At 73.4% G+C, this 26,049-nt stretch carries 19 protein-coding genes and 1 pseudogene; 11 read left to right on the top strand and 9 right to left on the bottom strand.

Annotated features, from left to right (window positions below):
* Positions 1-32: 32 nt before the first annotated feature.
* Genes ABZY20_RS31925 through ABZY20_RS31935 form a run of 3 tightly spaced genes read right to left on the bottom strand, consistent with a single transcriptional unit; the run spans position 33 to position 4,068 of the window.
* Positions 33-674, bottom strand: coding sequence for an ATP-binding cassette domain-containing protein (locus ABZY20_RS31925; protein ID WP_356446127.1), 642 nt, complete (start codon positions 672-674; stop codon positions 33-35).
* Positions 671-3,565 carry an ATP-binding cassette domain-containing protein gene (locus ABZY20_RS31930; RefSeq protein ID WP_356446129.1) on the bottom strand — a complete coding sequence of 965 codons (2,895 nt, stop codon included), beginning with the start codon at positions 3,563-3,565 and terminating at the stop codon, positions 671-673. Before ABZY20_RS31930 ends, ABZY20_RS31925 begins: the two co-directional genes overlap by 4 nt.
* Positions 3,565-4,068 carry a hypothetical protein gene (locus tag ABZY20_RS31935; protein WP_356446131.1) on the bottom strand — a complete coding sequence of 168 codons (504 nt, stop codon included), beginning with the start codon at positions 4,066-4,068 and terminating at the stop codon, positions 3,565-3,567. The genes ABZY20_RS31930 and ABZY20_RS31935 overlap by 1 nt, the downstream gene beginning before the upstream one ends.
* Positions 4,069-4,213: 145 nt before the next feature.
* Here ABZY20_RS31935 and ABZY20_RS31940 point away from each other — a divergent pair, with 145 nt between their 5' ends.
* The 3 genes from ABZY20_RS31940 to ABZY20_RS31950 are packed head-to-tail and all read left to right on the top strand — an operon-like array spanning position 4,214 to position 7,121.
* Complete coding sequence (locus tag ABZY20_RS31940; RefSeq protein ID WP_356446248.1) at positions 4,214-4,777, top strand: hypothetical protein; 564 nt, start codon at positions 4,214-4,216, stop codon at positions 4,775-4,777.
* Positions 4,752-6,041, top strand: coding sequence for an ABC transporter substrate-binding protein (locus tag ABZY20_RS31945; RefSeq protein WP_356446132.1), 1,290 nt, complete (start codon positions 4,752-4,754; stop codon positions 6,039-6,041). The genes ABZY20_RS31940 and ABZY20_RS31945 overlap by 26 nt, the downstream gene beginning before the upstream one ends.
* Before the next feature lie 39 nt (positions 6,042-6,080).
* A complete protein-coding gene (locus tag ABZY20_RS31950; RefSeq protein WP_356446134.1) occupies positions 6,081-7,121 on the top strand; it encodes a YafY family protein in 1,041 nt (346 codons plus the stop codon).
* A gap of 40 nt (positions 7,122-7,161) precedes the next feature.
* On the opposite strand, the pseudogene ctaD reads toward ABZY20_RS31950, so the two are convergent.
* A pseudogene (ctaD, locus tag ABZY20_RS31955) lies at positions 7,162-8,691 on the bottom strand (cytochrome c oxidase subunit I); the annotation flags it as partial.
* A 428-nt stretch (positions 8,692-9,119) separates the two neighbouring features.
* Here ctaD and ABZY20_RS31960 point away from each other — a divergent pair.
* On the top strand, positions 9,120-9,335 hold the full coding sequence (locus ABZY20_RS31960; RefSeq protein ID WP_356446136.1) for an I78 family peptidase inhibitor: 216 nt from the start codon (positions 9,120-9,122) through the stop codon (positions 9,333-9,335).
* 88 nt (positions 9,336-9,423) lie between these two features.
* On the opposite strand, the gene ABZY20_RS31965 is transcribed toward ABZY20_RS31960, so the two are convergent.
* Both ABZY20_RS31965 and ABZY20_RS31970 read right to left on the bottom strand, forming a co-directional pair.
* Entirely contained in the window at positions 9,424-10,407 is a 984-nt protein-coding gene (locus ABZY20_RS31965) for a phosphatase PAP2 family protein (RefSeq protein WP_356446138.1), read from the bottom strand.
* 227 nt (positions 10,408-10,634) lie between these two features.
* The gene (locus ABZY20_RS31970) at positions 10,635-11,861 is read right to left on the bottom strand and encodes a hypothetical protein (RefSeq protein ID WP_356446140.1); all 1,227 of its coding nucleotides are present in this window, start codon (positions 11,859-11,861) and stop codon (positions 10,635-10,637) included.
* Positions 11,862-12,125: 264 nt separating this feature from the next.
* Between ABZY20_RS31970 and ABZY20_RS31975 the strand changes: the two genes are divergently transcribed.
* Both ABZY20_RS31975 and ABZY20_RS31980 read left to right on the top strand, forming a co-directional pair.
* Positions 12,126-13,727 (top strand): MFS transporter, encoded by a 1,602-nt coding sequence (locus tag ABZY20_RS31975; protein ID WP_356446142.1) that lies wholly within the window; start codon positions 12,126-12,128, stop codon positions 13,725-13,727.
* 88 nt (positions 13,728-13,815) lie between these two features.
* Positions 13,816-15,006, top strand: coding sequence for an acyl-CoA dehydrogenase family protein (locus ABZY20_RS31980; protein WP_356446144.1), 1,191 nt, complete (start codon positions 13,816-13,818; stop codon positions 15,004-15,006).
* 53 nt (positions 15,007-15,059) lie between these two features.
* On the opposite strand, the gene ABZY20_RS31985 is transcribed toward ABZY20_RS31980, so the two are convergent.
* A complete protein-coding gene (locus tag ABZY20_RS31985) occupies positions 15,060-15,497 on the bottom strand; it encodes a cell division protein SepF (protein WP_356446146.1) in 438 nt (145 codons plus the stop codon).
* Positions 15,498-15,785: 288 nt separating this feature from the next.
* Here ABZY20_RS31985 and ABZY20_RS31990 point away from each other — a divergent pair, with 288 nt between their 5' ends.
* The 3 genes from ABZY20_RS31990 (at position 15,786) to ABZY20_RS32000 (ending at position 19,813) form a co-directional block, all read left to right on the top strand.
* Positions 15,786-17,033 carry a DUF5685 family protein gene (locus ABZY20_RS31990; protein WP_356446148.1) on the top strand — a complete coding sequence of 416 codons (1,248 nt, stop codon included), beginning with the start codon at positions 15,786-15,788 and terminating at the stop codon, positions 17,031-17,033.
* A gap of 405 nt (positions 17,034-17,438) precedes the next feature.
* Positions 17,439-18,344, top strand: coding sequence for a S1 family peptidase (locus ABZY20_RS31995; RefSeq protein ID WP_356446149.1), 906 nt, complete (start codon positions 17,439-17,441; stop codon positions 18,342-18,344).
* A gap of 386 nt (positions 18,345-18,730) precedes the next feature.
* On the top strand, positions 18,731-19,813 hold the full coding sequence (locus ABZY20_RS32000) for a S1 family peptidase (protein WP_356446151.1): 1,083 nt from the start codon (positions 18,731-18,733) through the stop codon (positions 19,811-19,813).
* A gap of 147 nt (positions 19,814-19,960) precedes the next feature.
* Here ABZY20_RS32000 and ABZY20_RS32005 read toward each other — a convergent pair whose 3' ends face one another.
* On the bottom strand, positions 19,961-20,983 hold the full coding sequence (locus tag ABZY20_RS32005; RefSeq protein WP_356446153.1) for a DUF3533 domain-containing protein: 1,023 nt from the start codon (positions 20,981-20,983) through the stop codon (positions 19,961-19,963).
* Positions 20,984-21,133: 150 nt separating this feature from the next.
* On the opposite strand from ABZY20_RS32005, the gene ABZY20_RS32010 reads away from it, so the two are divergent.
* Together ABZY20_RS32010 and ABZY20_RS32015 are read left to right on the top strand one after the other, a co-directional pair.
* Positions 21,134-24,622 (top strand): DNA polymerase III subunit alpha, encoded by a 3,489-nt coding sequence (locus ABZY20_RS32010; protein ID WP_356446155.1) that lies wholly within the window; start codon positions 21,134-21,136, stop codon positions 24,620-24,622.
* Positions 24,619-25,602 (top strand): hypothetical protein, encoded by a 984-nt coding sequence (locus tag ABZY20_RS32015; protein ID WP_356446157.1) that lies wholly within the window; start codon positions 24,619-24,621, stop codon positions 25,600-25,602. Before ABZY20_RS32010 ends, ABZY20_RS32015 begins: the two co-directional genes overlap by 4 nt.
* A gap of 18 nt (positions 25,603-25,620) precedes the next feature.
* On the opposite strand, the gene ABZY20_RS32020 is transcribed toward ABZY20_RS32015, so the two are convergent.
* On the bottom strand, positions 25,621-25,995 hold the full coding sequence (locus tag ABZY20_RS32020) for a cupin domain-containing protein (RefSeq protein WP_356446159.1): 375 nt from the start codon (positions 25,993-25,995) through the stop codon (positions 25,621-25,623).
* Positions 25,996-26,049 lie beyond the last annotated feature (54 nt).

Genomic DNA, 26,049 nt, shown 5'->3' on the forward strand with positions numbered 1-26,049 from the left:
TCCGACCGGGCGGGGCCTCGGCGCCGGGGGCGTCAGCGCGCGAGCTCGCCCGACTCCCCGGCGAAGACCACGGCCCCGCGGCGCAGTTCGTAGACGAGCGCGGGCCGCTCGCGCAGGGCGGGCGGCAGACGCTGCTCGGCGACCACCACGCACGCGTCGAGCCCGCCCAGCAGCTCGTACGTCCGGGCCGCGACCGGCGGCGACATGCCCTGAGCGGGCTCGTCGACGAGGACCACGCGCGCGCGTGCCAGCAGCGCCCGGGACAGCGCGAGCATCCGCTGCTCCCCGCCGGAGAGGGTGCCGGCGCGGCGCTCCAGCAGGGGACGCAGATGCGGATAGGCGTCGAGGGCCGGCCCGTGGTCCCCGGCGGCGAGGTCGAGGTTCTCGCGCACGGTGAGCGAGCCGAACACCGCCTGCCGCTCGGGAACCAGGCACAGTCCGCGCCGGGCCCGCTCGTACGCCGGGACCCGGGTCACGTCGGCCCCGTCCCACACCACCGCGCCGGCCGACAGGGGCACGGTCCCGGCCAGGGCGCGCAGGGCGGTCGTGCGGCCGGAGCCGTTGCGGCCCAGCAGCACGGTCAGGCCCGGGCCCGCCGCGGCGAGGGTGACGCCGTGCAACGCCTCCAGGGGGCCGTAGCGCACGCGCGCGTGGCGCAGGGAGACGGTGGTCATCGGCCGGCCTCCGGACCCGGGGCGTCCAGGACGCGCCCGGGCGGGCCCGAGGCGACGATCCGGCCCGCGGCCATCACGTGCGCGACATCCGCGAGCCCCGCGACCAGGTCCAGGTCGTGCTCGACGACCAGCAGCGCCGTGCCGTCGGCGGCCAGCGCCTCCAGGACGCGGGCCAGGGCGGCCACCTCGGCGGTGTCCAGCCCGGCCGCCGGCTCATCGAGCAGCAGGACGCGGGGGCCGCCCGCGAGGACCCGGGCGAGTTCGACGCGGCGCAGCGTCCCGGTCGGCAGCCCGGCGGCGGGCAGCGCGCGTACCGGGCCGTCCAGCCCGAGCAGCCTGAGTGTCCGCTCCACGGCACCGGGATCGGCCACCCGGCCCTGCTCGGCCCCGACCCGGACGTTCTCGGCCACGGTCAGCGAGGGGAAGACGGCCAGTTGCTGGAAGGTCCGTGCCACCCCGAGCCGGGTGCGGGCGTGGGCGGGCAGTGACGTGATGTCCCGCCCGTCGAGCCGCACGGCCCCGCGCACGGGCCGCAGGGTCCCGGCCAGACAGTGGAACAGGGTGCTCTTGCCGGCGCCGTTGGGCCCCACCACGGCGGTGATCCGCCCGGGGGAGAGGTCGAGATCGACGCCGTCGAGCGCGGTGAAGCCGCCGTAGCGGGCGCGCAGGTGACGGGCGGTGAGGACGGGAGAGGAGATGGGGGGAGGCGGGCGGGTGCCTGTGCGGCGCGGGCCGGCGGGGGCTTCACGGGGCGCCGTCCCGTGCCCTGCGGCGCGGTCCGAGCCGAAGCGCCGCCCGCCTCTGCCGGGCCCTGCCGGGCCGCCGCCTTCGGGTCGGGTGCCGTGCCCGGCCCCCGTACGCCCGCCCCCGCCGTATCTGCCCCCCGCCTGTCCGGCCCTCTCACGCCCCGCGGCCTCCGCCTGTCCGGCCCTCTCACGCCCCGCGGCCCCCGCTTGTCCGGCCCCCATACGCCCCGCGCCCCCCGCCACCCCCGTCGCTCCCACCGGCACCGGTGCCGGCCGGGGCTCGGGCGGCTCCGGCGGCCGCAGCAGCGCGCGTGCCCGGATCCCCGCCGGGGTCAGGGCCGGGCCGCCGGGCGGGCGCAGGCGTCGCGCCGCCGAGCGCAGGGCCTCGTACGGGCCGCCGGGGAAGCGGCCCACGAGGATCGCGAGGACGCCGATGAGCGCCGCCGCGACGCCCCCGCGCGCGCCCGCGTCCAGGCCGACCAGGAGGGCCGCGGCGACGAGGGCGCCGAGGGCGCTGTCGGCGCCCAGCACCACCACCGCGGCGAACCAGAGCAGACCGCGCACCGGGTCGTACGCGGCGGCGTCGAAGGCCCGCAGGCCCATGCCGAGCAGCCCGCCGCCCAGCGCGGCGAGTGCCGCGCCCGCCACGAAGGCCAGCAGCTTCAGGGACGGCACGCGCACGCCCGCCGCCTGCGCGCCCCGCTCGTGATCGCGCATGGCCGCCAGGGCACGACCCGTCCGCCCCCGGCGCAGCGCGTGCGTCGCGAGCAGCGCGGCCGCCAGCAGCAGCAGCTCCAGGACGTAGAACGCCCGGTCCCCGTCGAAGCCCGCCGGGCGGCCCAGCGTCAGGCCCGCCGTGGCGTACGGTTGGTCGAAGACGAAGCGGCTCACCCCCACGCCCACCGCGAACGTCGCCAGCGCCAGCGCCAGCCCCCGGCGGCCGATCGCCGGCCAGCCCGTGAGCAGGCCGAGCGGCGCCACCAGGGCCACCGCCACCGCGAGGGCCGCCAGCTCCGGCAGGCGCGGCAGCCCCGGGAAGCGGCCGGCCGCGAGCAGCGCCGTGAACAAGGCGCCCAGCCCCGCGTAGGCCGCCTGCCCCAGCGAGATCTGGCCGCCGCGTCCGGTCACCACCACCAGCGACAGCAGGATCACGGCCAGCGCCGGCACCTGGACCGCGGTGTGCAGGTCCCGGCCGGCCAGGCCCAGCGGGAGCAGCAACAGCACACCCGCCACGATCCACGCGCCGGGCGGCGTCGCCACCCGGGCCGTCGCCGTGCGCGGCAGCGCGTCCCGCTCCCCGACGCCCGGCAGCACCAGCGCCGCGACCAGCAGCGCCACGACGAACAGATTCGTCGCGGCCGCCTGCAGCAGCGGCTCGCCCCAGCCCGAGGGGTGCAGCCGCGTCAGCTGGCTCTGCGCCACCCCGATGCCCAGCGCCACGACCACGGCGACCGTCAGGCTCCGCATCCGCGCGGCCACCGCGACCGCCACGACCTCCATCACCAGCAGCGGCAGCCCGTACGGGTCGAGCCGCACGTACGGCGCGAGCAGTACGCCCGTCAGACCCGCCGTGAACGACCCGAACGCCCAGCCCGCCGCGGCGACCCGGTCCGCGTCGATGCCGCCCAGCACGGCGAGTTGCCGGTCGTCGACCACGGCCCGCAGCTCCCGCCCGAACCGCGTCCGGCGCACCACCGCCGCGACCCCGGCCGCCAGCACCAGCACCACCGCGAGCTGCCCCCACGGCTCGTCCGGCACCAGCTCCGGCGCGTCGTCCCGCGCCCCCTGCCCCCACAGCAGCGCCGCCGCGCCCACCAGCAGCACGAACACCCCGATGGACGCCACCAGCGTCTGCGCCGGGCCCAGTCCGAGGACCGACAGCGGCCGGAACACGAACCGCTCCAGCACCACGCCCAGCCCCGGCGCCAGCACCAGCAGCGTCACCGCGGCCCCGAGCCACAGCGGCCAGCCCCACACGACCACGCACTGCCGCAGCGCGTACGCGCACACCATGGCGATCGCGCCGTGCGCGAAGTTCAGCACCCCCGTCGCCCGGTAGGTCACGATCAGGCCGATCCCGGTCAGCGCCGCCGCACTGCCGACGGAGAGACCGGCCAGGGTGAGGTCGTACGTCAGCGAGGACATCAGCCGGATTCTTCGGTCTCTTCGGCTTCTTCGCCTTCTTCGTCCGGCTCGCAGATCGGGCAGGGGCGCAGCTCACCGCTCGCCGCCGTTGTGGAGTCCACCGGGACCGCCTCCGCCTTCCCGGCCACCAGCGGGCAGTCCGCGCGGTGCCACAGCGTGCCGCCCGGCACCATCAGCAGCTCGCCGCTGACCGCGAGCGGCCCGAGCGCGGCCTGCTCCGGCTCGTCCGCGCCGGCCGGCCCGGCCGCCACCAGCAGGCCGTACAGCTCCTCCACGCGCGCGGCGGCCACCGCACCGCGGCCGTGGGCCAGCAGCACCGCCCCGGCGACGATCAGCGCGGCGCCGGGGACGGTGCAGGAGGCGAGGTAGGGGAGCTGCCGTTCGGCGTAACGCTCGCCTGAGACGCCGTACCAGCCGACGACGCACAGCACCGCGCCCGCGGCCAGCGCGGCCCAGCCCGCCCAGAGAACGGGATGCACGGTCCGCAGTCGGCTTGTCCGCATCGCTGGCTCCCACACGTCGGTCGTCGCTGTGCACGTGCCTGGCTGCCTGTTCAAGTCCGCCGATCGCTTGCACTATGCCCTGTGGAAGCTGACCCTGAAAGCACCGGGCGCCCACGACCCGGACCGACACTCGGTGGTGAGCCAGATGGTTCTCGGCAGCGACCTCAGGCGGGGGAACCGGGCGGGGGACCGGCGGGCGGCGGGACGGGGCACGGCCGTCGCGGCCGCCCTGATCCTGGTCGTCGCCCCGGTCCTCGCGGCCTGCGGCGACGACGACGGCGGAGGCAGCGAGAGCACCCCGCCCACCCCGACCGCCGACCGGACCACGAGCGCGCCGGCCACCGCGCCGGCGGACCGGGCCGCGGCGGAGCAGGAGATCAAGGAGAACTGGCAGAAGTTCTTCGACCCCGCTACCTCGACGCAGGACAAGCAGGCCCTGCTGGAGAACGGCGACCAGATGGGCCCGGTGCTGGAGGCCTTCAGCGGCGACGCCCGCGGCGGTCAGGTCCAGGCGCAGGTCACCAAGGTCCAGTTCACCTCGGCGACCGAGGCGGACGTGACGTACACGCTCACCCTGAAGGGCGCCACCGCCCTGCCCGACGCCTCCGGCACGGCCGTCGAGCAGGACGGCACCTGGAAGGTGTCCGTCAAGACGCTGTGCGCGCTGGTGCAGATGAGCGGCGATGCGTCGCAGGTCCCGGGGTGCTGAAGCCGTCGCCGCGGTGCTGCTGCTCGCCCTGAGCGCGGCCTGCGGCAGCCGGCTTCCGGAGAGCGACTTCGCGCGCGACGACCGCGCCTCCGCGCCGCCGTCCGGCTCCGCGCCCCTGCGGGTCGGCATCATCGCCAGCGCCACCAGCCCCGTCGGCGGCAACGCCTTCACCGGTCCGCGCGACGGCGCCCGGGCCTGGTTCGACCGGCTCAACGCGCGCGGCGGCGTCGACGGCCGCCGGGTCGAGGTGCGCACCTGCGACGACGGCGGCAGCGGCGTCGGCAACAGCGAGTGCGTGCGCAAGCTGGTCGAGGAGGACGAGGTCGTCGCCCTGGTCGCCACCACCGTCCTGGACTACGCCGGTGCCGCGCGCGTCTCGCAGGCGGGCGTGCCCGACATCGGCGGCCAGCCCATCGGCGCCGCCTACGACACCTACCCGCACCTGTACGGCATCCACGGCAGCTCCGCGCCCCGCGACGGCACCACGGGCTGGGACGGCAAGCTGTACGGCGGCACGGAGGTCTACCGGTACTTCAAGCGCGAGCACGGCGCCCGCACCGCCGCCGTCGTCTCCTACAACCAGTCCGCCTCCGCCGCCTACGCCCGGCTCGTCGAGCGCGGTCTGCGCGCCGAGGGCTACAAGGTCGTCTCCGAGCAGGTCGACTTCGCCCTGCCCAACTTCCGCGCCGCCGCGGCCGACCTGAAGGAACAGGGCGCCGACCTGGTGTTCGACGCCATCGACGGGCACGGCAACGCCCGCCTGTGCCGGGCCATGGACGAGGTCGGCGCCCGCGTCACCGCCAAGGTGACCAACGTGCAGAACTGGACGTCCGAGATCCCCGGCGCCTACGAGGACGCCCCGCGCTGCCGCAACGCCCTGTGGGCCACCGGCACCAGCCGCAACTTCGACGACACCGGCGACCCGGCCGTACGCGAGTTCCGGGAGGCGACGAAGGACCTCGGGACGCACTCCCAGTGGCAGCTCGAAGGCTGGGCCGCCGCCCGGTGGTTCACGGACGCCGCCCGGTCCTGCGCGCGCACCGGCATCACACGCGCCTGCGTCGACGCCTGGATGGACCGCAGCCGGGACTACACCGCCGGCGGACTGCTGCTCCCCGTCGGCTTCGCCCGCCTGCCCGAACCGCCGAAGACCAGCCGGAACTGCCTCTCGGTGGCCCGCTGGCAGGACGGCAGGGGCTGGGTCGGCCAGGGGGACATGCACCGCACCTGCTTCACCGTCCCCCAACTGGCCTACACCCCTTGAGGACAGCAGCTGTCCGCGAGGGCTGGCAGACTCGCGGCCATGTTGGAGACCTCGGCCCGCCTGCTGCGTCTGCTGTCCCTGCTCCAGGCCCACCGCGAGTGGTCCGGCGCCGACCTGGCCGGCCGGCTCGGCGTCAGCGCCCGCACCCTGCGCCGGGACGTCGACCGGCTGCGCGAGCTCGGCTACCCGGTCAACGCCAGCCCCGGCACCGGCGGCGGCTACCAGCTGGGTGCCGGTGCCCGGCTCCCGCCGCTGCTCCTGGACGACGACGAGGCCGTCGCCGTGGCGGTCGGGCTGCGCACCGCCGCCGGGCAGGGCATCGAGGGCATCGGCGAGACCTCCGTACGCGCCCTCGCCAAGCTCGAACAGGTGCTGCCGGACCGGCTGCGCCGCCGCGTGGGCGCCCTCAACGCCTTCACCGTGCCGATGCTGCGCGGCACCCCACCCTCCCCGGTCGACCCGGCCGTGCTGACCGAACTGGCGAACCTGTGCCGGGACGCCGAGCGGCTGCGCTTCGACTACCAGGGGCACGACGGCACCCCCACCCGCCGCACCGCCGAGCCGCACCGCCTGGTGTGCACCGAGCGCCGCTGGTACCTGGTCGCCTGGGACCTCGACCGCGAGGACTGGCGCACCTTCCGCGTCGACCGCATCACGCCCACACCACCGCACGGACCCCGCTTCGTCCCGCGCGACCCGCCCGCAGGGGACCTGGCCGCCTACGTCTCCCGGGGCGTCTCCACCCGCGTCTACGCCACCCACGCCGTCGTGCGGATCCTGGCGCCCCTGGAGGAGGCCGCCGCCCGCATCTCGCCCTCCGCCGGGGTGCTGGAGGCCGAGGGCCCGGACACCTGCCTGCTGCGCTGCGGCGCCGCGAGCCTCGACGTGATGGTCATCCACATCGTCATGCTGGGCTTCCCGTTCGAGGTGCTGGAACCCGACGGGCTGCTGGACGCCGTCAGGAGGACTCGCGACCGGCTTGATGAGGCTCTGGCTCGGGCTGCGCAGTCACCTCCGCGTACTGCGGATGGTGCAGGTCGAACGCCGGGGACTCGGAGCGGACCCGGGGCAGCGTCGTGAAGTTGTGCCGGGGCGGCGGGCAGGACGTCGCCCACTCCAGGGAGCGGCCGTAGCCCCAGGGGTCGTCGACCTCGACCCGCTGCCCGTACGTGGCGGTCTTCCACACGTTGTAGAGGAACGGCAGCGTCGACATGCCGAGCAGGAACGCGCCGATCGACGACACCGTGTTCAGCGCGGTGAAGCCGTCCGCGGCGAGGTAGTCGGCGTACCGGCGCGGCATGCCCTCGGCGCCCAGCCAGTGCTGCACCAGGAAGGTGGTGTGGAAGCCGACGAACAGCGTCCAGAACTGGATCTTGCCGAGCCGCTCGTCGAGCATCTTCCCGGTGAACTTGGGCCACCAGAAGAAGAAACCGGCGAAGACCGCGAAGACGACGGTGCCGAAGACCACGTAGTGGAAGTGCGCCACCACGAAGTACGAGTCCGTGACGTGGAAGTCCATCGGCGGCGACGCCAGGATCACCCCGGTCAGCCCGCCGAACAGGAACGTCACCAGGAAGCCCGTCGCCCACAGCATCGGCGTCTCGAAGGACAGCGAGCCCTTGAGCATGGTGCCGGTCCAGTTGAAGAACTTCACGCCCGTCGGCACCGCGATCAGGAAGCTCATGAAGGAGAAGAACGGCAGCAGCACCGCGCCCGTGGCGAACATGTGGTGCGCCCACACGATCACCGACAGCCCGGTGATCGCCATCGTCGCCCCGACCAGCGTGAGATAGCCGAACATCGGCTTGCGGCTGAAGACCGGGATGATCTCCGTGATGATCCCGAAGAACGGCAGCGCGATGATGTACACCTCGGGATGGCCGAAGAACCAGAACAGGTGCTGCCACAGGATCGCCCCGCCGTTGGCCGCGTCGAAGACCTGGGCGCCGAACCGCCGGTCCGCCTCCAGCACCAGCAGCGCCGCCGCCAGCACCGGGAACGCCATCAGGATCAGGATCGACGTGAACAGCGTGTTCCAGACGAAGATCGGCATCCGGAACATCGTCATGCCGGGGGCGCGCATCCCGATGATCGTGGTGATGAAGTTGACCGCGCCGAGGATCGTGCCGAAGCCGGACAGCGCAAGACCCATGATCCACAGATCGGCGCCGACGCCGGGCGTGCGCTCCGCGCTGTTGAGCGGGGCGTAGGCGAACCAGCCGAAGTCGGCCGGCCCCGACGGCACCAGCAGCGACCCGAGCACGATCAGCCCGCCGAACAGGAACAGCCAGTACGACAGCATGTTGAGCCGCGGGAACGCCACGTCGGGGGCGCCGATCTGCAGCGGCATCAACTCGTTGGCGAAGCCCGCGAACGCCGGCGTCGCGAACAGCAGCAGCATGATCGTGCCGTGCATCGTGAACAGCTGGTTGAACTGGGTGTTGTCGACGATCTGCAGCCCGGGACGGGCCAGCTCCGCCCGCATCAGCAGCGCCATCGCACCGGCGACCAGGAAGAACGCGAACGAGGTGATCAGGTACAGGTGGCCGATCTTCTTGTGGTCGGTCGTGGTGAGCCAGTCGACCACCAGGCGCCCGTGCCGTTTCCGCGGCACGGGCGCCGCCGCCGGCCGTACGGTCTGCGTCCCCATCGCTCGCTCGCCCCTTCGCTCATCGCGTGCCGGGCCCGCCGGAGCCCGCGCCTGAGGTACCCGCGAGCCCACGCCATGATGCGTGCGTGACCGCGCGTTCCGACAGGGGGCGTACCGGCCGCCGTGTGCCGAAGCCGCCTATTGCGTGTACGGCGCCGGCATCGGCCGGCCACCCCGCCGGCGGAATGCGGCGGGGCCCCGGGCGCACTTCTGCCGGCGCTTTCCGCCGGGCTTTTCCATAAGCTCATGTGACTCGCGCGCATTGCGGCCGAATGCCTGCGGAAGGCCTACGGAACCCCTCGTCCGTGTGACCGTGACGGACCGAAACGCCTGTCGTGATCCTGTGACAGAAGCGTGACCGGAGGCGGACAGTGACCGAGCCGGGGTCCGGGCTTCCGCCGCCGCCGGGCAGGACATAGCGTGGCCGCATGGCACCGATTCCGACACCTTCCGCGGAACCCGACGACAGCCCGGACACCTACGTAGGCCTGGAGGCCGGCCGGGCGGAGCACCTCGCGCGCGAGCGCGGCTGGCCGACGGTCCGCGCGCTGCCACCAGGGGCGATCATCACGATGGAGTACCGCGTGGGCCGGCTGAACTTCGAGGTCAGGGACGGCCGGGTGGCGCGGGCCTGGAAGGGCTGAGGCACGAACGAAGGCCCCGGTTCCGCTCGGGAACCGGGGCCTTCGCCTGTCCGGACGGGGTGCGCACCGCCCCATGTCCCGCCGCCCGTCAGGGGCGGGCCGAGGAGGCGGAGCCGCGCGGGTGCCGCTCCGGCTGGGGCGGGCGGCGGCTGCCGGCCGGGGTGATCGGGGTGCGCTCCGCACGGGAGGTGTGCGGGCCCGGCGCCAGGTAGACCGGGGTGCGCGGGGAGCGGGCGGCGACCTCCTCCCGGTCGACGGGCAGCGGCGTGACCACCACCGGGGGCGGGCCGGCCGGCAGGGCCGCGGGCCGGCTGCGGCGGTCCCGCAGGCGGTCGCGCAGCTCGAAGATCCTCGTCTCGGACCGGGCGATCAGCGGCTCGAACCACGGCAGGGCGAGCAGGATCAGCAGGCCCGCGGCCCAGCCGAGGAGCACATCGCTCAGCCAGTGCGTACCGAGGTAGACGGTGGCCATCCCCACGCCGAGCGAGGTCACGGCGGAGACGGCGGACAGCCAGCGGCGCGCTCTCGGGGTGGAGGCCATGTAGGCCAGGATTCCCCAGGTCACCACGGCGTTGGCGGTGTGACCGCTCGGAAATATATCGCCGCCGCGCCACATCTCGTTCGAGCCGATCACGGTCGCGTAGTGCGGGCCCAGACGGCCCATGCCGTACTTGGCGGCGCCGACCGTGACGTTCAGCAGCAGCAGCGAGACGCCCAGGGCGAGCAGCGGACGCAGCGTGTGCTGCCGCCAGGAGCGCCAGCCCAGCCAGGCCGCGACCATCACGGCGGTCGGGCCGCGCTGGCCGAGCACCACGTAGTAGTCGACGAACCAGTGGATCTCCGACCACTGCTGGTACGGCCGGAAGAACATCACCTGCCAGTCGAGCCGGACCAGCCAGGACGTGATCACCACCGCCCACACGATCGCGCCGTAGAAGGCCAGGGTCGCCGCGAAGAGGACGATGCGGTGCCTGCTCATCTTCGGCACATCGAGGTGGGCCGGTCGTTCCGGCTCACGGTCCAGCCGGGCGAACACCCGGTCCAGACGGGTGAGCTTCGGTTCGGTACGCACCCAATCGACGTTACAGCGAGTGAGCTCGGATCCCGGTCGAATCAACGGCTTTGTGATGACGATGTGATGTGGGATTCCTCTCAAGAGGGGGTTTATTTCCAGCGATTCTGCAATCGCCGGGCGCCGCGGCCTTCAATTCCTTTGATCATTCCGGAGGCGGGTTTTATCCCGCTTTTCAATTCGTTCACCGGCGGATGGTGCGGAATTAGCCGGTCGCTCACAGCCGGTCAGGGCGGACCGGAGCCATTGAGCCAGAACGCCCCGTACACCGCCGAGGCGACGGCCACCGGCCCGAGCACCCGCGCTGACCTGCGCACACCGTGCTTCGCCAGGGCCGTCGCGAGGGGCAGCAGCAGCGGGAAGGCGGGCATCAGCAGGCGCGGTTTCGAGCCGAAGTAGCTCGACGCGCACAGGGCGAGCGCCGTGACGACGCCCGTGTAGACCAGCAGCGGAAGCGGCTGGCGCCCACGTACTCCGCTCACGTACAGCCAGACGACTGACGCGACTCCCACGATCAGCCCCGCGCCGGCCAGGGCGGAGGGAAACGACGTGAACTTCTCGGCGACGAAGCGGGCGAAGGCGTACCCGCCGTCGAAGCCGTTGCGCCAGCCGGCCTGCACCTCCAGGTAACCGAGGGTGCCCTTGCCGGTGCGGTGGCCGACCCACAGCACGTACCCGGCGGTGCCGAGGGGAGCGAGGAGCATGCCGAGGGCGCGGCGCGCGCCGAAGGCGCCGAGGGGGGTGCGGGGAGTGTCGTCGGTCCGCGGGAGGGCGCGTGCCGGGTCCGGTGCGCCGGGCGGACGGTCCGCACGTCCGGTGCGCACACAAGAGGACACGGCCCCCGCCCACACGGCCGCGACCACCGCCAGCCCCACCGGGCGGGTCAGCCCCGCCAGCAGGGCCAGCGTCCCCGCCGTCACCCAGCGGCCGGTCAGCACCGCGTACAGCGACCACGCGGCCAGAGCCGTGAACAGCGACTCGCTGTAGGCCATCGACTGCACGATCCCCACCGGCAGGACCGCCCACAGCAGCACCGCGCACACACCGGCCCGGCGGCCGTACACGTGCTCCGCCACCGCGAAGATCCCCCAGGCGGCGGCGAGCGAGGCGGCCACGGCGACGAGGAAGCCCCCGTCCGCGTACGACAGCGGGGTCACCGCCGCCACCAGCCGCTCCAGCCAGGGCAGCAGCGGGAAGAACGCCAGGTTGGAGTGCACGTCCCCGTTCGGCAGCCGCACCTCGTAGCCGTAGCCGAGCTCGGCGACCCTGACGTACCAGAGCGCGTCCCAGCGGGCGGTCAGCAGCGTGTACGCGCTCTTGTCCCGCGCGGCGCTCCACAGGACCAGCACGAGCAGGCCCAGGGCGCGGACGGCCGCGTACCCGAGGAGCGCCGGGGCCGCCCGGCGCAGCGCCCCGGCGCGGGGCGGGGCCGCGCGCGTCTCAAGATCGGTCACGCGCCCGATTATCGACCCGGCCGGGAACCGCCCGGCCGGACGGGGCGTGGTCGACACCGGGGACAGTGGCGTACGCCACACCGTTCGGCCGAAAGTGTGAGAGGTCCGCCACTGGGCACCGGCGTGGACTCGCGTACTCTGACGTGTCACTCGCTTTTCGTTTGCGCTGGCCGGAGACCCACCGCTCCTCTCCGGCCGAGTCGCGGGGGCGTCCCCCACCCCGCGAGCCCGCCGATCGCGAGGGAACTTCTGGGAGGTACGTACATGTCCGGGACGACCACGGCCGCCGCTGAGCTGCGCCGTCGGACGGCCGGGGCCGGTGCCAACCGCTGGGTGGTTCTCGTCGTCCTCTGCGTCAGCCTGCTGCTGGTCGCCGTGGACGCCACCGTGCTGCACGTGGCGGTCCCCGCCGTCACCGAGGACCTCAGGCCCGGCGGGATCGAGCTGCTCTGGATCGTCGACGTCTACCCGCTGGTCTGCGCCTCGCTGCTGATCCTGTTCGGCACGCTGGGCGACCGGGTGGGCCGCAGGAGAGTGCTGCTCCTCGGTTACGCGCTGTTCGGGGTCGCCTCCGGTCTGGCGGCGCTGGCGGACAACGCCCCGGTGCTCATCGCGGCGCGGGCGCTGCTCGGCGTGGGCGGCGCGATGATCATGCCCGCGACGCTGTCGATCCTGCGGCAGGTCTTCCCCGACCGGCGCGAGCGGGCGCTGGCGATCGGCATCTGGAGCGCCGTGGCCGCGGTCGGCGCCGCGGTCGGGCCGCTGCTCGGCGGCTTCCTGCTGGAGCACTTCTGGTGGGGCTCGGTCTTCCTCGTCAACATCCCTTTGATGCTGGTCAGTCTTCCCGTGGGTCGTCTGCTGCTGCCCGAGTCGAAGGGGGAGCGCGACGGACCCTGGGACGTGGTCGGCGCGCTGATGGCGGCGGCCGGGCTGTTCGGCGTCGTGCTGGGCGTCAAGCGGCTCGGCGGCGGGGAGCCGGTGGCCGGCCTGCTCACGCTGCTGCCGCTGGTGACGGGCGCGGCACTGCTGGTCGCCTTCGTGCGCCGGCAGCGGCGGCGGACCCATCCGCTGGTGGACCTGACGATGTTCGCCCGGCCGGCGTTCAGCACCTCCGTCGGCTGCATCGTGCTGGCGATGCTCGCGCTGGTGGGCCTGGAGCTGATCGCGGCGCAGTACCTGCAGCTGGTGCTCGGGCTGTCGCCGCTGGAGACCGGGCTGCGGCTGCTGCCGCTGACCTTCGCCGCGATGGCCGCGGGCCTGGCCGGGGCACGCATGCTGCGGCGCTTCGGGCCGCGGCGGATGGTGTGCGCCGGGTTCTGCGTCACGGCGTTCGCGGTCGTGCTGCTCACGGCTCTGGGGCGGACGGACGACTGCGCGCTGATGCTCAGCGGGTTCGTGCTGCTGGGCTTCGGGCTGGAGACCACGCTCTTCGGGGCGTACGAGTCGATGCTGAGCGAGGCGCCGCAGGAACAGGCGGGCGGCGCGGCGGCGATCGGGGAGACGTCGTACCAGCTGGGTGCGGGCATCGGGATCGCCCTGCTGGGCAGCGTGATGAACGCGGCCTACGCGCCCGGGCTGTCGGGTGTGCCCGGCGTCCCGGCGTCGGCGTCCTCCGCCGCGGGGCACTCGCTGGGGGAGGCGTACGAGGTGGCCGAGCAGCTGGGCGGGGCCGCGGGGAGCGCCCTGCGGAGCGCGGCCCGGGACGCGTTCGTGCACGGACTGCACGTGACGTTGCTGGTGAGCGCCGGGCTGCTGCTGCTGGGCGCGGCGATGGCGCTGCGGCTGCCGCGGGAGATGCAGTGCGAGCCGGAGCCGGTGGAGATGCCCGCGCAGCGGAAGTCCGAGGACTCGCGCGTCTCGGTGTGACCCGCCCGCCGGGGGTGGTGCGGGGAGGGGCGAGCCCGTAGCGTCTTGGTTAGCGGTGCTAGTTAAAGAGTCCCGGAGGGTGCCCATCATGTCCGCGTCGTCCAAGCTGCCCCCCTTCGACCCGGCCGACCCGCTCGGCCTCGACGACCTGCTGGAGCCGGAGGACCTGGGGATCCGGGACACCGTGCGGACCTGGGCCGCCGACCGGGTCCTGCCGTACGTCGCCGAGTGGTACGAGAAGGGCGAGCTGCCGGGCATCCGGGAACTGGCCCGGGAGCTCGGGCAGATCGGCGCCCTCGGCATGTCCCTGGAGGGGTACGGCTGCGCCGGCGCCTCCGCCGTGCAGTACGGACTCGCCTGCCTGGAGCTGGAGGCCGCCGACTCCGGCATCCGCTCCCTCGTCTCCGTGCAGGGCTCCCTCGCCATGTACGCCATCCACCGCTTCGGCAGCGAGGAGCAGAAGCGGCGGTGGCTGCCCGGGATGGCCGCGGGCGAGGTCATCGGCTGCTTCGGGCTCACCGAGCCCGACCACGGGTCCGACCCCGCCTCCATGCGCACCCACGCCAAGCGCGACGGCTCGGACTGGATCCTCAACGGCCGCAAGATGTGGATCACCAACGGGTCCGTGGCCGGTGTCGCCGTCGTGTGGGCGCAGACCGAGGACGGGATCCGCGGGTTCGCCGTGCCCACGGACAGCGCCGGGTTCTCCGCGCCCGAGATCAAGCACAAGTGGTCCCTGCGCGCCTCCGTCACCAGCGAACTCGTCCTCGACGACGTCCGGCTGCCCGCCGACGCCGTGCTGCCGGAGGTCACCGGACTGCGCGGACCGCTCAGCTGTCTGTCGCACGCCCGGTACGGGATCGTCTGGGGCGCCATGGGGGCGGCCCGCAGTTCCTTCGAGGCCGCGGTCGACTACGCCAGGTCACGGGAGCAGTTCGGGCGGCCCATCGGCGGCTTCCAGCTCACCCAGGCCAAACTCGCCGACATGGCGGTCGAACTGCACAAGGGGATTCTGCTCGCCCATCATCTGGGGCGGCGTATGGACGCCGGCCGCCTGCGTCCCGAGCAGGTGAGCTTCGGCAAGCTCAACAACGTGAGGGAGGCGATCGAGATCTGCCGCACGGCCCGCACCATCCTCGGCGCCAACGGGATCTCCCTCGAATACCCCGTCATGCGGCACGCCACCAACCTCGAGTCGGTGCTCACCTACGAGGGCACCGTCGAGATGCACCAGCTCGTGCTGGGCAAGGCGCTCACCGGACTCGACGCCTTCCGGTAGACCTGTCCGGTCATGACCCTGCGCGCGGGGCAGGGCCGGTGAGCGGCCCTGCCTCAGCTCTGGTTGAAGAAGCCGTCCGCGCGGTGCGCGGCAGGGTCGCCGTTCACGATCTCCGTGTGGACGGGGGTCAGCAGGAACACCCGGGTCGACACTCTCTCGATCGAACCGCGCAGGCCGAAGATCAGCCCGGCCGCGAAGTCGACCACGCGCTTGGCGTCGGCGGCCTCCATGGCCGTGAGGTTCATGATGACCGGCACGCCCTCGCGGAACAGCTCGCCGATGACGCGCGCGTCCCGGAAGCTGTCGGGGGTCACCGTGCCGATGCGGCGGCCCTTCTCCTCGGCGACGTCCGAGGCCACCTTGACCCGCGGATCGGTGACCCAGGCCTCCCCGGTCTCGGGCCCGTCGGAGTAGTCGTCGTCGTAGTAACGCTCGTCTTCGTTGTCGTCGACGAGGCCAAGCCAGGCACTTGCCTTGCGTACCGATCCCATGGACGCCTCCTCTCACAGCGGTCTTTCTGCTTTCCGCATCCCTATGGTCGTCCATGATGCGGATGGCGCGCCAAGTGGATAGACGCCGCGCGGGGGGTTTGTGACGGTACTGGTGCACAGCGAATCCGTCGAGAGTCCGTGTGTCCCAAGGGTCGTTTCTCAAACGGCTGCTGACTGTGAGTGAAATATGATTCTTCTCGGCGTACGGGTGACGGCGGGGCGTACGGGTGAATGCGCGGGCCGATACGATGCCGCAGCTCACGTCGGAACACAGCTCGGGGGAACGTCGTGTTCGGAATCGTCAGGCCGTGCAGGCACCGGCTGGGGGAGAAGCTCGCCGATCAGTGGATGGCGCATTTGTGCGGGCTCTGTCTCGCGCTGCGCGGTGACCACGGGCAGTTCGCCCGCCTGGTGACGAACTATGAGGGCCTTCTCGTCTCGGTTTTGACGGAGGCTCAGGGCGAGCCCGGTGGCGCCGGGCGGCGTACGGCCGGTCCGTGCCCGCTGCGCGGTATGCGCACCGCCTCCGTCGCGCACGGTGAGGGGGCCCGGCTCGCGGCCGCCGTCTCCCTGGTGCTGGCCTCGGCGAAGGTGCGCGACCACGTGAGCGACGGGGACGGGCTGCTGGCCCGCCGGCCGGTGGCGCGGGCGGCGCGCCGGGTCGCCGCGGGCTGGGACGCGGCCGGAGCCCGTACCGGCACCGCCGTGGGGTTCGACACCGCCCTCCTGGTCGACGCCGTGGACCGGCAGGCCGGCATAGAGGCGCTCGCCGGGCCCGGGACGCCGCTGCTGGCGGTCACCGAACCGGCCGAGACCGCGACCGCGGCCGCCTTCGCGCACACGGCGGTCCTCGCCGGCCGGCCGCACAACGCCGGCCCGCTCGCCGAGGCGGGGCGGCTCTTCGGCCGCCTGGCGCATCTGCTGGACGCCGTGGAGGACCTGCACGCCGACGCCGCGTCGGGCGCCTGGAACCCGATCGCCGCGACGGGCACCTCCCTGGCGGAGGTGCGGCGGCTGGCCGGCGACGCGGTGCACGGCGTGCGGCTGGCGCTGCGCGACGCCGAGTTCGCGGATTCGAAGCTCGTGCACCTCTTGCTCGTCCACGAGTTGCGGCGCTCGGTGGACCGGGCGTTCGGCACCGTGCCGGTGTGCGCCTCCCACCAGGGCGGCGGTCCGTACGGGCAGCGGCCCGCGCAGGGCCTTGACGGGCGGCAGGGGCCGTACGGGTCCCCGCGGGACCCGTACGCGGGCGGTGGCGGGAATCCGTACGCCGGCGGGGGAGGGGCGCACGGCGGTGACGGGTCCGGTGGCGGAGGCTTCGGCGGCAGCGCGCCGCTGCCCCGGCCGCCGCAGCGGCGCGGGTTCTGGGCCGGCTGCGGCATGTTCTGGCTGCTGTGCTGCACCTGCCAGCTGTGCTGTGCGAAGGAGTACGAGGGGCCGTGGTCCCGCAAGAAGCACGAGGGCTGCTGCCGGGACTGCGACTGCGGCGGGTGCGACTGCTCCGGCTGCGGCTGCTGCTGCCCCTGCGACGGCTGAACGGGAGGGCGTGACAGGGCGCTTCCCCTGCGCGCGGACTATCCGGACGGTCGAATTCCGGCCATTGCCCGAGGGTCTTCGGCCGCGCCGTGCGGCTCCCGCCGGGGGTGCCGGAGCCTCGCGCGCCCGCGACCGCAAGCGCGTACTGCCACGGCCCTCGGCGTTCGCCGGCCCCTTCGTCCCCTCCTTTCCGCCGTGGTCCGCTTCGGGCGTCCGTCGTGAAGATCGTCAAAGGTTGAAGGCCGAAAGGCACTCTTGCGCCGACCGTCCGTTCGGCCGAATACTCCCCCTCAGCGCTTGTCAGGGGCACGGCATGTTCGGAATCCGGACAGCTGTTCTCTGACTGCGCCTCACGGGCCCGCAACCCCACGAGGGCCCCCGACTTCCTTTGTGGAGGAACGAAAAGTGAGGATCAAGCGCACCACCCCTCGTAGCGGCATTTCGAGACGGACCCGGCTGATCGCCGTTTCCACCGGCCTCGTCGCCGCTGCCGCGATCGCGATCCCCAGCGCGAACGCGTCCGACACCCCCACCGCCTTCAGCGCCGCCGAGCTCAAGAGCGCCAGCGGCTCGATGCTGAAGGCCGACATCCCGGGCACCGCCTGGGCCGTCGACAGCAAGACCAACCGGGTGCTCGTCACCGTGGACAGCACGGTCACCCAGGCCGAGATCGCGAAGATCAAGCAGCAGGCCGGCTCCAACGCCGACGCGCTCACGATCAAGCGCACCCCCGGCAAGTTCAACAAGCTCATCCAGGGCGGCGACGCCATCTATGCGAGTAGCTGGCGCTGCTCCCTCGGCTTCAACGTCCGTGCCAGCAGTGGCGCCGAGTACTTCCTGACCGCCGGTCACTGCACCGACGGCGCGGGCACCTGGTACTCCAACTCGGGCCGCACCACCGTCATCGGCTCCACGGCCGGCTCCAGCTTCCCGGGCAACGACTACGGCATCGTCCGCTACTCCGGCTCCGTCAGCCGGCCCGGCACCGCCAACGGCGTGGACATCACGCGGGCGGCCACCCCGAGCGTGGGCACCACCGTCATCCGCGACGGCTCCACGACCGGTACGCACAGCGGCCGGGTCACCGCCCTCAACGCCACCGTCAACTACGGCGGAGGCGACGTCGTCTCCGGCCTGATCCAGACCACGGTCTGCGCCGAGCCCGGCGACTCCGGCGGCCCGCTCTACGGCAGCAACGGCACCGCGTACGGTCTGACCTCCGGCGGCAGCGGCAACTGCTCCTCCGGCGGTACGACGTTCTTCCAGCCGGTGACCGAGGCCCTGAGCGCCTACGGCGTCAGCGTCTACTAGGCCGCGAGGCCCGGCTCGCACCCCGCACCACCTTCGCCCCCGTGCGCTTCCGCGCACGGGGGCTCTTCTCGTCTCGATTGCCCTTGTTCGTCCCGCAGTCGGAACCGGACGCCGGAGGGGCGAGAACAGGCCATGGGTCGACCCCGCAGAGTGCCCGCACATTACTCGCCCGTAATGTTTGCAGTGCGAACGGGAGTTGACCCTGTCCATTTTGACCGCGTACGGTCAAAAATGGGGGCGCACGTGAAGCGCTGTCTACGCGCGTCTCGAACTCACCCTTGTGTGCTCCCCGTTGACATCGGAATAGTTGGCGCTTGTCAACGAAGCCTTCCGGTTCGCGAGGTCCCCACAACCTCCCGGACCGTCCCCCCACAGGAGGACAGAAGTTGAAGCACCGACGCATACCCAAGCGGCGTGCAGCCGTGGCAGGCGCGGGCATCACCGCGCTGGTGGCCGCGGGAGCGACCTTGCAGTCCGCGAACGCGAGCGAGTCTCCTGAGGTCTCCGCGCCCAAGACCCTGTCGGTCGCGGCGGCCGGAAAGCTCGCCTCGACACTCGCCCAGGACCTGGGCGGCGACGCGGCCGGGACGTACTACGACACCAAGAGCAAGAGCCTCGTGGTGAACGTGCTCGACGAAGCCGCCGCACGGACGGTCGAGAAGGCCGGCGCCGAGGCGAGAGTCGTGGCGAACTCCCTCGCCGAGCTCAAGAGCGCCCGCAGCACGCTCAAGCAGGACGCGACGATCCCGGGCACCTCCTGGGTGACCGACCCGACCGCGAACAAGGTCGTCGTGACCGCCGACCGCACGGTCTCCGAGGCCGAGTGGGCGAAGCTCACGAAGGTCGTCGACGCGCTCGGGGCCAAGGCCGAACTGAAGCGGACGAAGGGGGAGTACAAGCCCTTCATCGCCGGCGGCGACGCGATCACCGGTGGCGGCGGGCGCTGCTCGCTGGGCTTCAACGTGGTCAAGGGCGGCGAGCCGTTCTTCCTGACCGCCGGTCACTGCACCGAGGGCATCACCACCTGGTCGGACTCCAGCGGCAACGAGATCGGCACCAACGCCGACTCCAGCTTCCCGGACAACGACTACGGGCTCGTCAAGTACACCGCGCAGGTGGACCACCCGAGCGAGGTGAACCTGTACAACGGGTCCACCCAGCAGATCTCGGGGGCCGCGGAGGCGACCGTCGGCATGGCGGTCACCCGGAGCGGTTCGACGACCCAGGTGCACGACGGGAAGGTCACCGGCCTGGACGCCACCGTGAACTACGGCAACGGCGACATCGTGAACGGGCTGATCCAGACCGACGTGTGCGCGGAGCCGGGGGACAGCGGCGGTTCGCTGTTCTCGGGCGACAAGGCGATCGGGCTCACCTCCGGTGGCAGCGGCGACTGCACCTCGGGCGGAGAAACGTTCTTCCAGCCCGTGACGGAGGCGCTGTCGGCGACCGGGACGCAGATCGGCTGAGTGTGAGGTGAGAAGTCCCGCCCCTGTGCGAGGGGCGGGACTTCCGCTTGTGCGCGCCCGGCGCGTACGCCGCCGCGCCGCCGGTGCCCAGCTGGTGCGTCCGGGCGGGGGTGCGCAGCGCGGGTGCGGGCAGGCTTCGGCGGTGCCTCACGGCGCCGTCGTCGCGTGCGCCCGGTCCCGGAGTACGGCTGCCGTCAGGGTGATCGCGGTGCCTGCCGCCGCCCAGGCCGCCAGCACCAGCAGGGGGCCGGTCATCGCGTGGCCGTCGAAGTAGGCGAGGGAGCGCGCCGACCAGGTGCCGGCGCCCGGCGGGAGGGCCGGGCCGATCGCCTTCCAGAAGGGCGGCAGGAGCGGCGGGGGCAGGGCGCCGCCCGCGCTCGGGTTGCCCAGGACGACCACCAGCAGGATGACCAGGCCGATGCCGATGGTGCCGAAGACGCCCTGCAGGGCGAGGGTGGCCGCGCCCACGGCGAAGATGACCAGGGCGCCCAGACCCCAGAGGGCTGCCGTACCGCCGGGCAGGGCGTCCAGGGCCGGCCCGGCGATCAGCGCCCCGCCGATGCCCCCGAGAAGGGCGACCACGGCCATGACCGCCAGGCGGATCGCGGCGCGGCCGGGGTTGGAGGGCTTGGCCCCGGCGCTGACGGCCAGGGCCGCCGCGCCCAGGTAGCCGCCCACGCACCAGCCGATCACCAGGTAGAAGGACGACAGTCCGTTGGGGTCGTGGGGTGCCGAGGGGGCCACGTCGACCGTGCGGAGCGTGCGGCGCTCGGACTTCTCCACGTCCGTGAGGAGCGTCGTCAGCGTGGTGGACAGCGCCCGGCCGCCGCCGGAGGCGACCAGGAGCGTGTCGCGGGTGCCCGCCGGGTCGATGATCAGGGCCCCGTCGATGTCCCGCCGGATGATCCGGTCCCGGGCCGTCGCCTCGTCCGGCAGGGCGCGGGGGTCGAGGGGGGAGCCGGGCAGCCGCTCCAGGCGGGCCACCGCCTGCCCGGACGCCGCCTGCGGGGCCACCACGCCGAAGGGGACGTCCTTCGGCTCCGGGTCGTGCAGCGCTCCCACGTAGGAGGCGATGAAGAGCAGCTGGAGCGCGATCACGCCCACGACGAGCAGGGTGGCCCGGGGGGTGACGGCGTCCCTCACCTCGGCGCGGAACGAGCGGTGCGGCATGCCTCCACCGTCGGGGGCGGACGGGTGTTTCCGCAGGTGGGGCGGGGCCGAACGGATGTCGTACGGGCATTCGATAATTGGTTTATGGTGGGGTAGGGAGTTGGGAACAGATGTTCGAGAGTGGGTCGCTCACGAGTGCGGGAGGTGCGTGTGCCGGGGTTCACGCATCTGCACACCGTCTCCGGATTCTCACTGCGCTACGGCGCCTCGCACCCGGAGCGGCTGGCCGAGCGCGCCGCCGAGCGGGGCATGGAGGCCCTCGCGCTGACCGACCGCGACACGGTCGCCGGTGTCGTCCGGTTCGCCAAGGCCTGTGCGAAGGCCGGGGTCCGGCCGGTGTTCGGGGTCGATCTCGCCGTGGCGGGCGGGGAGCCGGATGCCGGGAGGCAGGTCCGGCGGCGCACCCCGGTGCGGGGCGGTGCCTTCGTCGATGAATCGGCCCCCCGTGCCGTCTTCCTCGCCCGGGACGGTGCCCGGGGGTGGGGTGCCCTGTGCCGGCTCGTCTCGGCCGCCCATGAGGGGGAGGGGACGCCGCTGCTGCCCCGGGAGCGCCAGCACGGCGCCGAGGGGCTGACCGTGCTGCTCGGGCCCGCGTCGGACGTGGGACGCGCCCTGGCCGCGGGCCGCCCCGACCGGGCCGCGGGACTGCTGGCGTCCTGGCGGGAGGTCTACGGCGACGACCTGCGCCTGGAGGCCGTCTGGCACGGCCGGACGGGCACCGGGCCCGGGTCGCTGCGGCTGGCCGCCCGCACCGTCGGGTTCGCAGCCGAGCAGGGCGTCCGGCCCGTGCTCACCAATGCCGTGCGCTACGCCGACCCCGGGCTGGGGCCGGTCGCCGACGTGCTGGACGCCGCGCGGCGGCTGGTGCCCGTCGACCCGGCCAAGGAGCTCGACTCCAGCGAGGCCTGGCTCAAGGGGCCCGAGGCCATGGCGCACGCCGCCGAGCGGATCGTCGAGGCGGCGGGCTTCCGCCGGGAGGCCGCCCGCCGGCTGGTGGAGCAGACCGAGGCCACGGCCGCCGCCTGCCGGGTCGACCCCGGGGACGACCTCGGGATCGGCACCGTCCACTTCCCCGAGCCGCATCTGGTCGGCGCCGGGCGCCGCAGCGCCCAGCGGACGCTGGCCTCACGGGCGGCGGCCGGGATGGTGCTGCGCGGATACGACCGGCGGCGGGAGTACTGGGAGCGGATGCACCACGAGCTGGACATCATCGCCCACCACGGCTTCGCCTCCTACTTCCTGACCGTCGCCCAAGTGGTCGACGACGTACGGGAGATGGGCGTCCGGGCCGCCGCGCGGGGATCGGGTGCCGGGTCGCTCGTCAACCACCTGCTCGGGATCGCGCACGCCGATCCGGTCGAGCACCGGCTGCTGATGGAGCGGTTCCTGTCGAAGGAGCGGGTCGTGCTGCCCGACATCGACATCGACGTGGAGTCCGCGCGCCGGCTGGAGGTCTACCGCGCGATCATCGGCCGGTTCGGCACCGAGCGGGTGGCGACGGTCGCGATGCCGGAGACGTACCGGGTCCGGCACGCCATCCGTGACGTGGGCGCCGCCCTGTCCATGGACCCGGCCGAGATCGACCGGATCGCCAAGTCCTTCCCGCACATCCGGGCCCGGGACGCCCGCGCCGCGCTGGAGGAACTGCCCGAGCTGCGCGCGCTGGCGGGGGAGAAGGAGAGGTACGGGAGGCTGTGGGAGCTGGTCGAGGCGCTGGACGCGCTGCCGCGCGGGGTGGCCATGCACCCGTGCGGGGTGCTGCTGTCCGACGCCTCCCTGCTCGCGCGTACGCCGGTGATGCCGACCAGCGGCGAGGGCTTCCCGATGGCGCAGTTCGACAAGGACGACGTCGAGGACCTCGGGCTGCTGAAGCTGGACGTGCTCGGTGTGCGGATGCAGTCGGCGATGGCGCACGCCGTGGGGGAGGTGGAGCGGGCGACGGGGACCCGGGTCGACCTGGACGCCCTGCCGGAGGGGGATCCGCAGACGTACCGGCTGATCCGGTCCACCGAGACGCTCGGCTGCTTCCAGATCGAGTCGCCGGGGCAGCGGGACCTGGTCGGGCGGCTGCAGCCGGGGACCTTCCACGACCTCGTCGTCGACATCTCGCTGTTCCGGCCCGGGCCGGTGGCCGCCGACATGGTGCGGCCGTTCATCGAGGCGCGGCACGGGCGGGCGCCGATCCGGTATCCGCACCCGGACCTGGAGGGACCGCTGAAGGAGACGTACGGGGTCGTCGTCTTCCACGAGCAGATCATCGACATCGTCGACATCATGACCGGGTGCGGGCGCGGCGAGGCCGACCGGGTGCGGCGCGGGCTGTCGGACCCGGAGTCGCAGGCGCGGATCAAGGTGTGGTTCGCACAGCACGCGGCGGCGAAGGGCTACGACGCGGAAACGATTCAGCGGACCTGGGAGATCGTCGAGGCCTTCGGCAGCTACGGCTTCTGCAAGGCGCACGCGGTCGCCTTCGCCGTGCCGACCTACCAGTCGGCGTGGCTGAAGGCGCATCACCCGGCCGCCTTCTACGCGGGGTTGCTCACACACGACCCCGGCATGTACCCCAAGCGGCTGCTGCTGGCGGACGCGCGGCGGCGCGGGGTGCCCGTGCTGCCGCTGGACGTGAACAAGTCGGGTGTCGCCCACCGTATCGAACTGGTGTCCGGTAAGTGGGGGCTGCGGCTGGCCCTTTCCGATGTGCACGGCATCAGCGAGGCCGAGGCGGCGCGGATCGCCGAGGGGCAGCCGTACGCCTCGCTGGTCGACTTCTGGGAGCGGGCCCGGCCCAGCCGTCCGCTGGCCCAGCGCCTCGCCCAGGTGGGCGCACTCGACGCGTTCGGCGCCAACCGCCGTGATCTGCAGCTGCACCTGACCGAGCTGCACCGGGGCGCGCGGGGCGCGGGCGGCGGCCAGTTGCCGCTGGCCGGCGGGCGGAAGACGGCACCGGCCGGACTGCCCGACCTCTCCTCCTCCGAGCGGCTCAGCGCCGAGCTGGGCGTGCTGTCCATGGACGCCTCACGGAACCTGATGGACGACCACCGGCAGTTCCTCGACGAACTGGGCGTGGTGTCGGCGAGGCGGCTGCGCGAGGCACGGCACGGGGAGACGGTGCTGGTCGCGGGCGCCAAGGCGGCCACCCAGACCCCGCCCATCAGGTCCGGCAAGCGCGTCATCTTCTCCACCCTCGACGACGGCACGGGCCTGGTCGACCTCGCCTTCTTCGACGACTCCCACGACGCCTGCGCCCACACCGTCTTCCACTCCTGGCTGCTGCTGGTGCGCGGGGTGGTGCAGCGGCGCGGCCCGCGCAGCCTCAGCGTGGTGGGCGCCGCCGCCTGGAACCTCGCTGACCTGCTGGAGGTGCGCCGGGAGGAGGGCCTGGAGGGCGTCGCGGCGCGGCTGGCCGGCGGCCCGGCCGGGTCCGGCGACGACGGCGAGGGGGCCGCGCGCCGCAGGCTCGCCGGCTCGGAGGGGGCGCCCGCGCCGGCCGGATCGGCGGCCCGGGACCCGGGGGAGCAGCGGAGGATCCGCATGGCCACGGGGTACGAGATGCACCCCTGGGCCGATCTGCGTCCCGCGGGGGAAGGACCCGCGGTGGGAAGGAAGTTGTGGCACCAGAGTCCGGGGAGTGCGGGATGACCATCCTCTGCGTACGTTTCCAGCTGCCGCCGATCCGCGAGGCCGACCTGCCCCGGCTGCTCGGGATGCTCGAGGAGTTCACCCCCGTCGTGCAGGCCCTGCCGCCGGACGGGGCGCTGGCCGATCTGCGGGGCGCCGAGCGGTACTTCGGGCGGGACGCCGTCGAACTGGCCTCGGTGATCCGGGTGCGCGCGCTCGCGCTGTACGGCGTCGACTGCGTGATCGGTGCCGGGCCCGGGCCGATGCTGGCCCGCGTGGCACTGCGCGCCGCGGAGCCCGGGGTGACCTGCGCGGTGCCCGAGGAGCCGGACGCCATCGCGGAGTTCCTCGCCGGCAAGCCCGTCGGGGTGCTGCCCGGCGTCGGCGCCGCGACCTCCCGCACCCTGGCCGACTACGGCCTCGACACCCTCGGCCGGGTCGCCGCCGCGCCCCTGTCCACGCTGCAGCGGCTGGTCGGCGCCAAGGCCGGGCGCGAGCTGCACGAGAAGGCGAACGGCGTCGACCGCGGCCGGGTCGTCCCGAACGCCGTCTCCCGGTCTCTTGCCGCGGAACGCCCCTTCGGCCGCGACGAACTGGACCCCGGCCGGCACCGCCGGGCCCTGCTGTCGGCCGCCGAGGAGATCGGCGCCCGGCTGCGCGCCCTGGAGAAGGTCTGCCGCACGCTCACCCTCACCGTGCGCTACGCCGACCGGTCAGCGACGACCCGCAGCCGCACCCTGACCGAACCGACCGGGCACTCACCGGAACTGACCAGGGCCGCCTACGGCATGTACGAGGCGCTCGGGCTGCAGCGCGCCCGGGTGCGCGCGATCGCCCTGCGCGCCGAAGGGCTCGACCCCGCCGACCAGGCCTCCCACCAGCTGACCTTCGACCCCGTGGACGAGAAGGTCCGCCGTATCGAGGAGGTCGCGGACCGCGCGCGAGCGAAGTTCGGGCCGCGGGCGGTGATGCCGGGGGGACTGGGAGGGGCGGCGGCGTAGAGCCGCCCCCCCCTGACCTCAGTTGGCCCACGGCGGCACGAGACGGGTGCCGTCGGCCAGCCGTGCCTCCAGGCCGACGGACGTGGTGACCCAGGAGTACGCCGTCCGGCCGGTGGGGTTCTCGACGGTCAGGGTGGCGCCGGAGTTGATGATCACGGTGTCGCCCGCCGTGATCCGCTCGGTGCGGCCGTCCAGGGTGATCAGCAGTTCGCCGTCGAGCAGATGGAGGATCTCCTCCCGGCTGACGGTGTGCGCCGGCGCCTTGAGGCCGGCCGGTATCTCCCCGCGCCACGCGCACAGCTCCTCGCTGCCGCTGCGCGGGGTGGCGTACGAGACGAAACGGGCTCCGTGGACCTCGTGGGTCACGGCCTCGGACGAACGGACGACGGGCATGGGTGCCTCCCGGCTGTATGGTCAAGTTGCTTGACCATATAGTCAAGCTGCTTG

Source organism: Streptomyces sp. NPDC006624, assembly GCF_040611555.1.
Taxonomy (GTDB): domain Bacteria; phylum Actinomycetota; class Actinomycetes; order Streptomycetales; family Streptomycetaceae; genus Streptomyces.

What these genes read in the sequence shown, in the direction of transcription:
- ABZY20_RS31985 (WP_356446146.1), bottom strand. Translation starts at nt 15,497, where the DNA reads ATGGGATCGGTACGCAAGGCAAGTGCCTGGCTTGGCCTCGTCGACGAC.
- ABZY20_RS32005 (WP_356446153.1), bottom strand. Translation starts at nt 20,983, where the DNA reads ATGCCGCACCGCTCGTTCCGCGCCGAGGTGAGGGACGCCGTCACCCCC.
- ABZY20_RS31940 (WP_356446248.1), top strand. Translation starts at nt 4,214, where the DNA reads ATGGTTCTCGGCAGCGACCTCAGGCGGGGGAACCGGGCGGGGGACCGG.
- ABZY20_RS31980 (WP_356446144.1), top strand. Translation starts at nt 13,816, where the DNA reads ATGTCCGCGTCGTCCAAGCTGCCCCCCTTCGACCCGGCCGACCCGCTC.
- ABZY20_RS31925 (WP_356446127.1), bottom strand. Translation starts at nt 674, where the DNA reads ATGACCACCGTCTCCCTGCGCCACGCGCGCGTGCGCTACGGCCCCCTG.
- ABZY20_RS31930 (WP_356446129.1), bottom strand. Translation starts at nt 3,565, where the DNA reads ATGTCCTCGCTGACGTACGACCTCACCCTGGCCGGTCTCTCCGTCGGC.
- ABZY20_RS31960 (WP_356446136.1), top strand. Translation starts at nt 9,120, where the DNA reads ATGGCACCGATTCCGACACCTTCCGCGGAACCCGACGACAGCCCGGAC.
- ABZY20_RS32020 (WP_356446159.1), bottom strand. Translation starts at nt 25,995, where the DNA reads ATGCCCGTCGTCCGTTCGTCCGAGGCCGTGACCCACGAGGTCCACGGA.
- ABZY20_RS31935 (WP_356446131.1), bottom strand. Translation starts at nt 4,068, where the DNA reads ATGCGGACAAGCCGACTGCGGACCGTGCATCCCGTTCTCTGGGCGGGC.
- ABZY20_RS32015 (WP_356446157.1), top strand. Translation starts at nt 24,619, where the DNA reads ATGACCATCCTCTGCGTACGTTTCCAGCTGCCGCCGATCCGCGAGGCC.
- ABZY20_RS31975 (WP_356446142.1), top strand. Translation starts at nt 12,126, where the DNA reads ATGTCCGGGACGACCACGGCCGCCGCTGAGCTGCGCCGTCGGACGGCC.
- ABZY20_RS31950 (WP_356446134.1), top strand. Translation starts at nt 6,081, where the DNA reads ATGTTGGAGACCTCGGCCCGCCTGCTGCGTCTGCTGTCCCTGCTCCAG.
- ABZY20_RS31945 (WP_356446132.1), top strand. Translation starts at nt 4,752, where the DNA reads ATGCGTCGCAGGTCCCGGGGTGCTGAAGCCGTCGCCGCGGTGCTGCTG.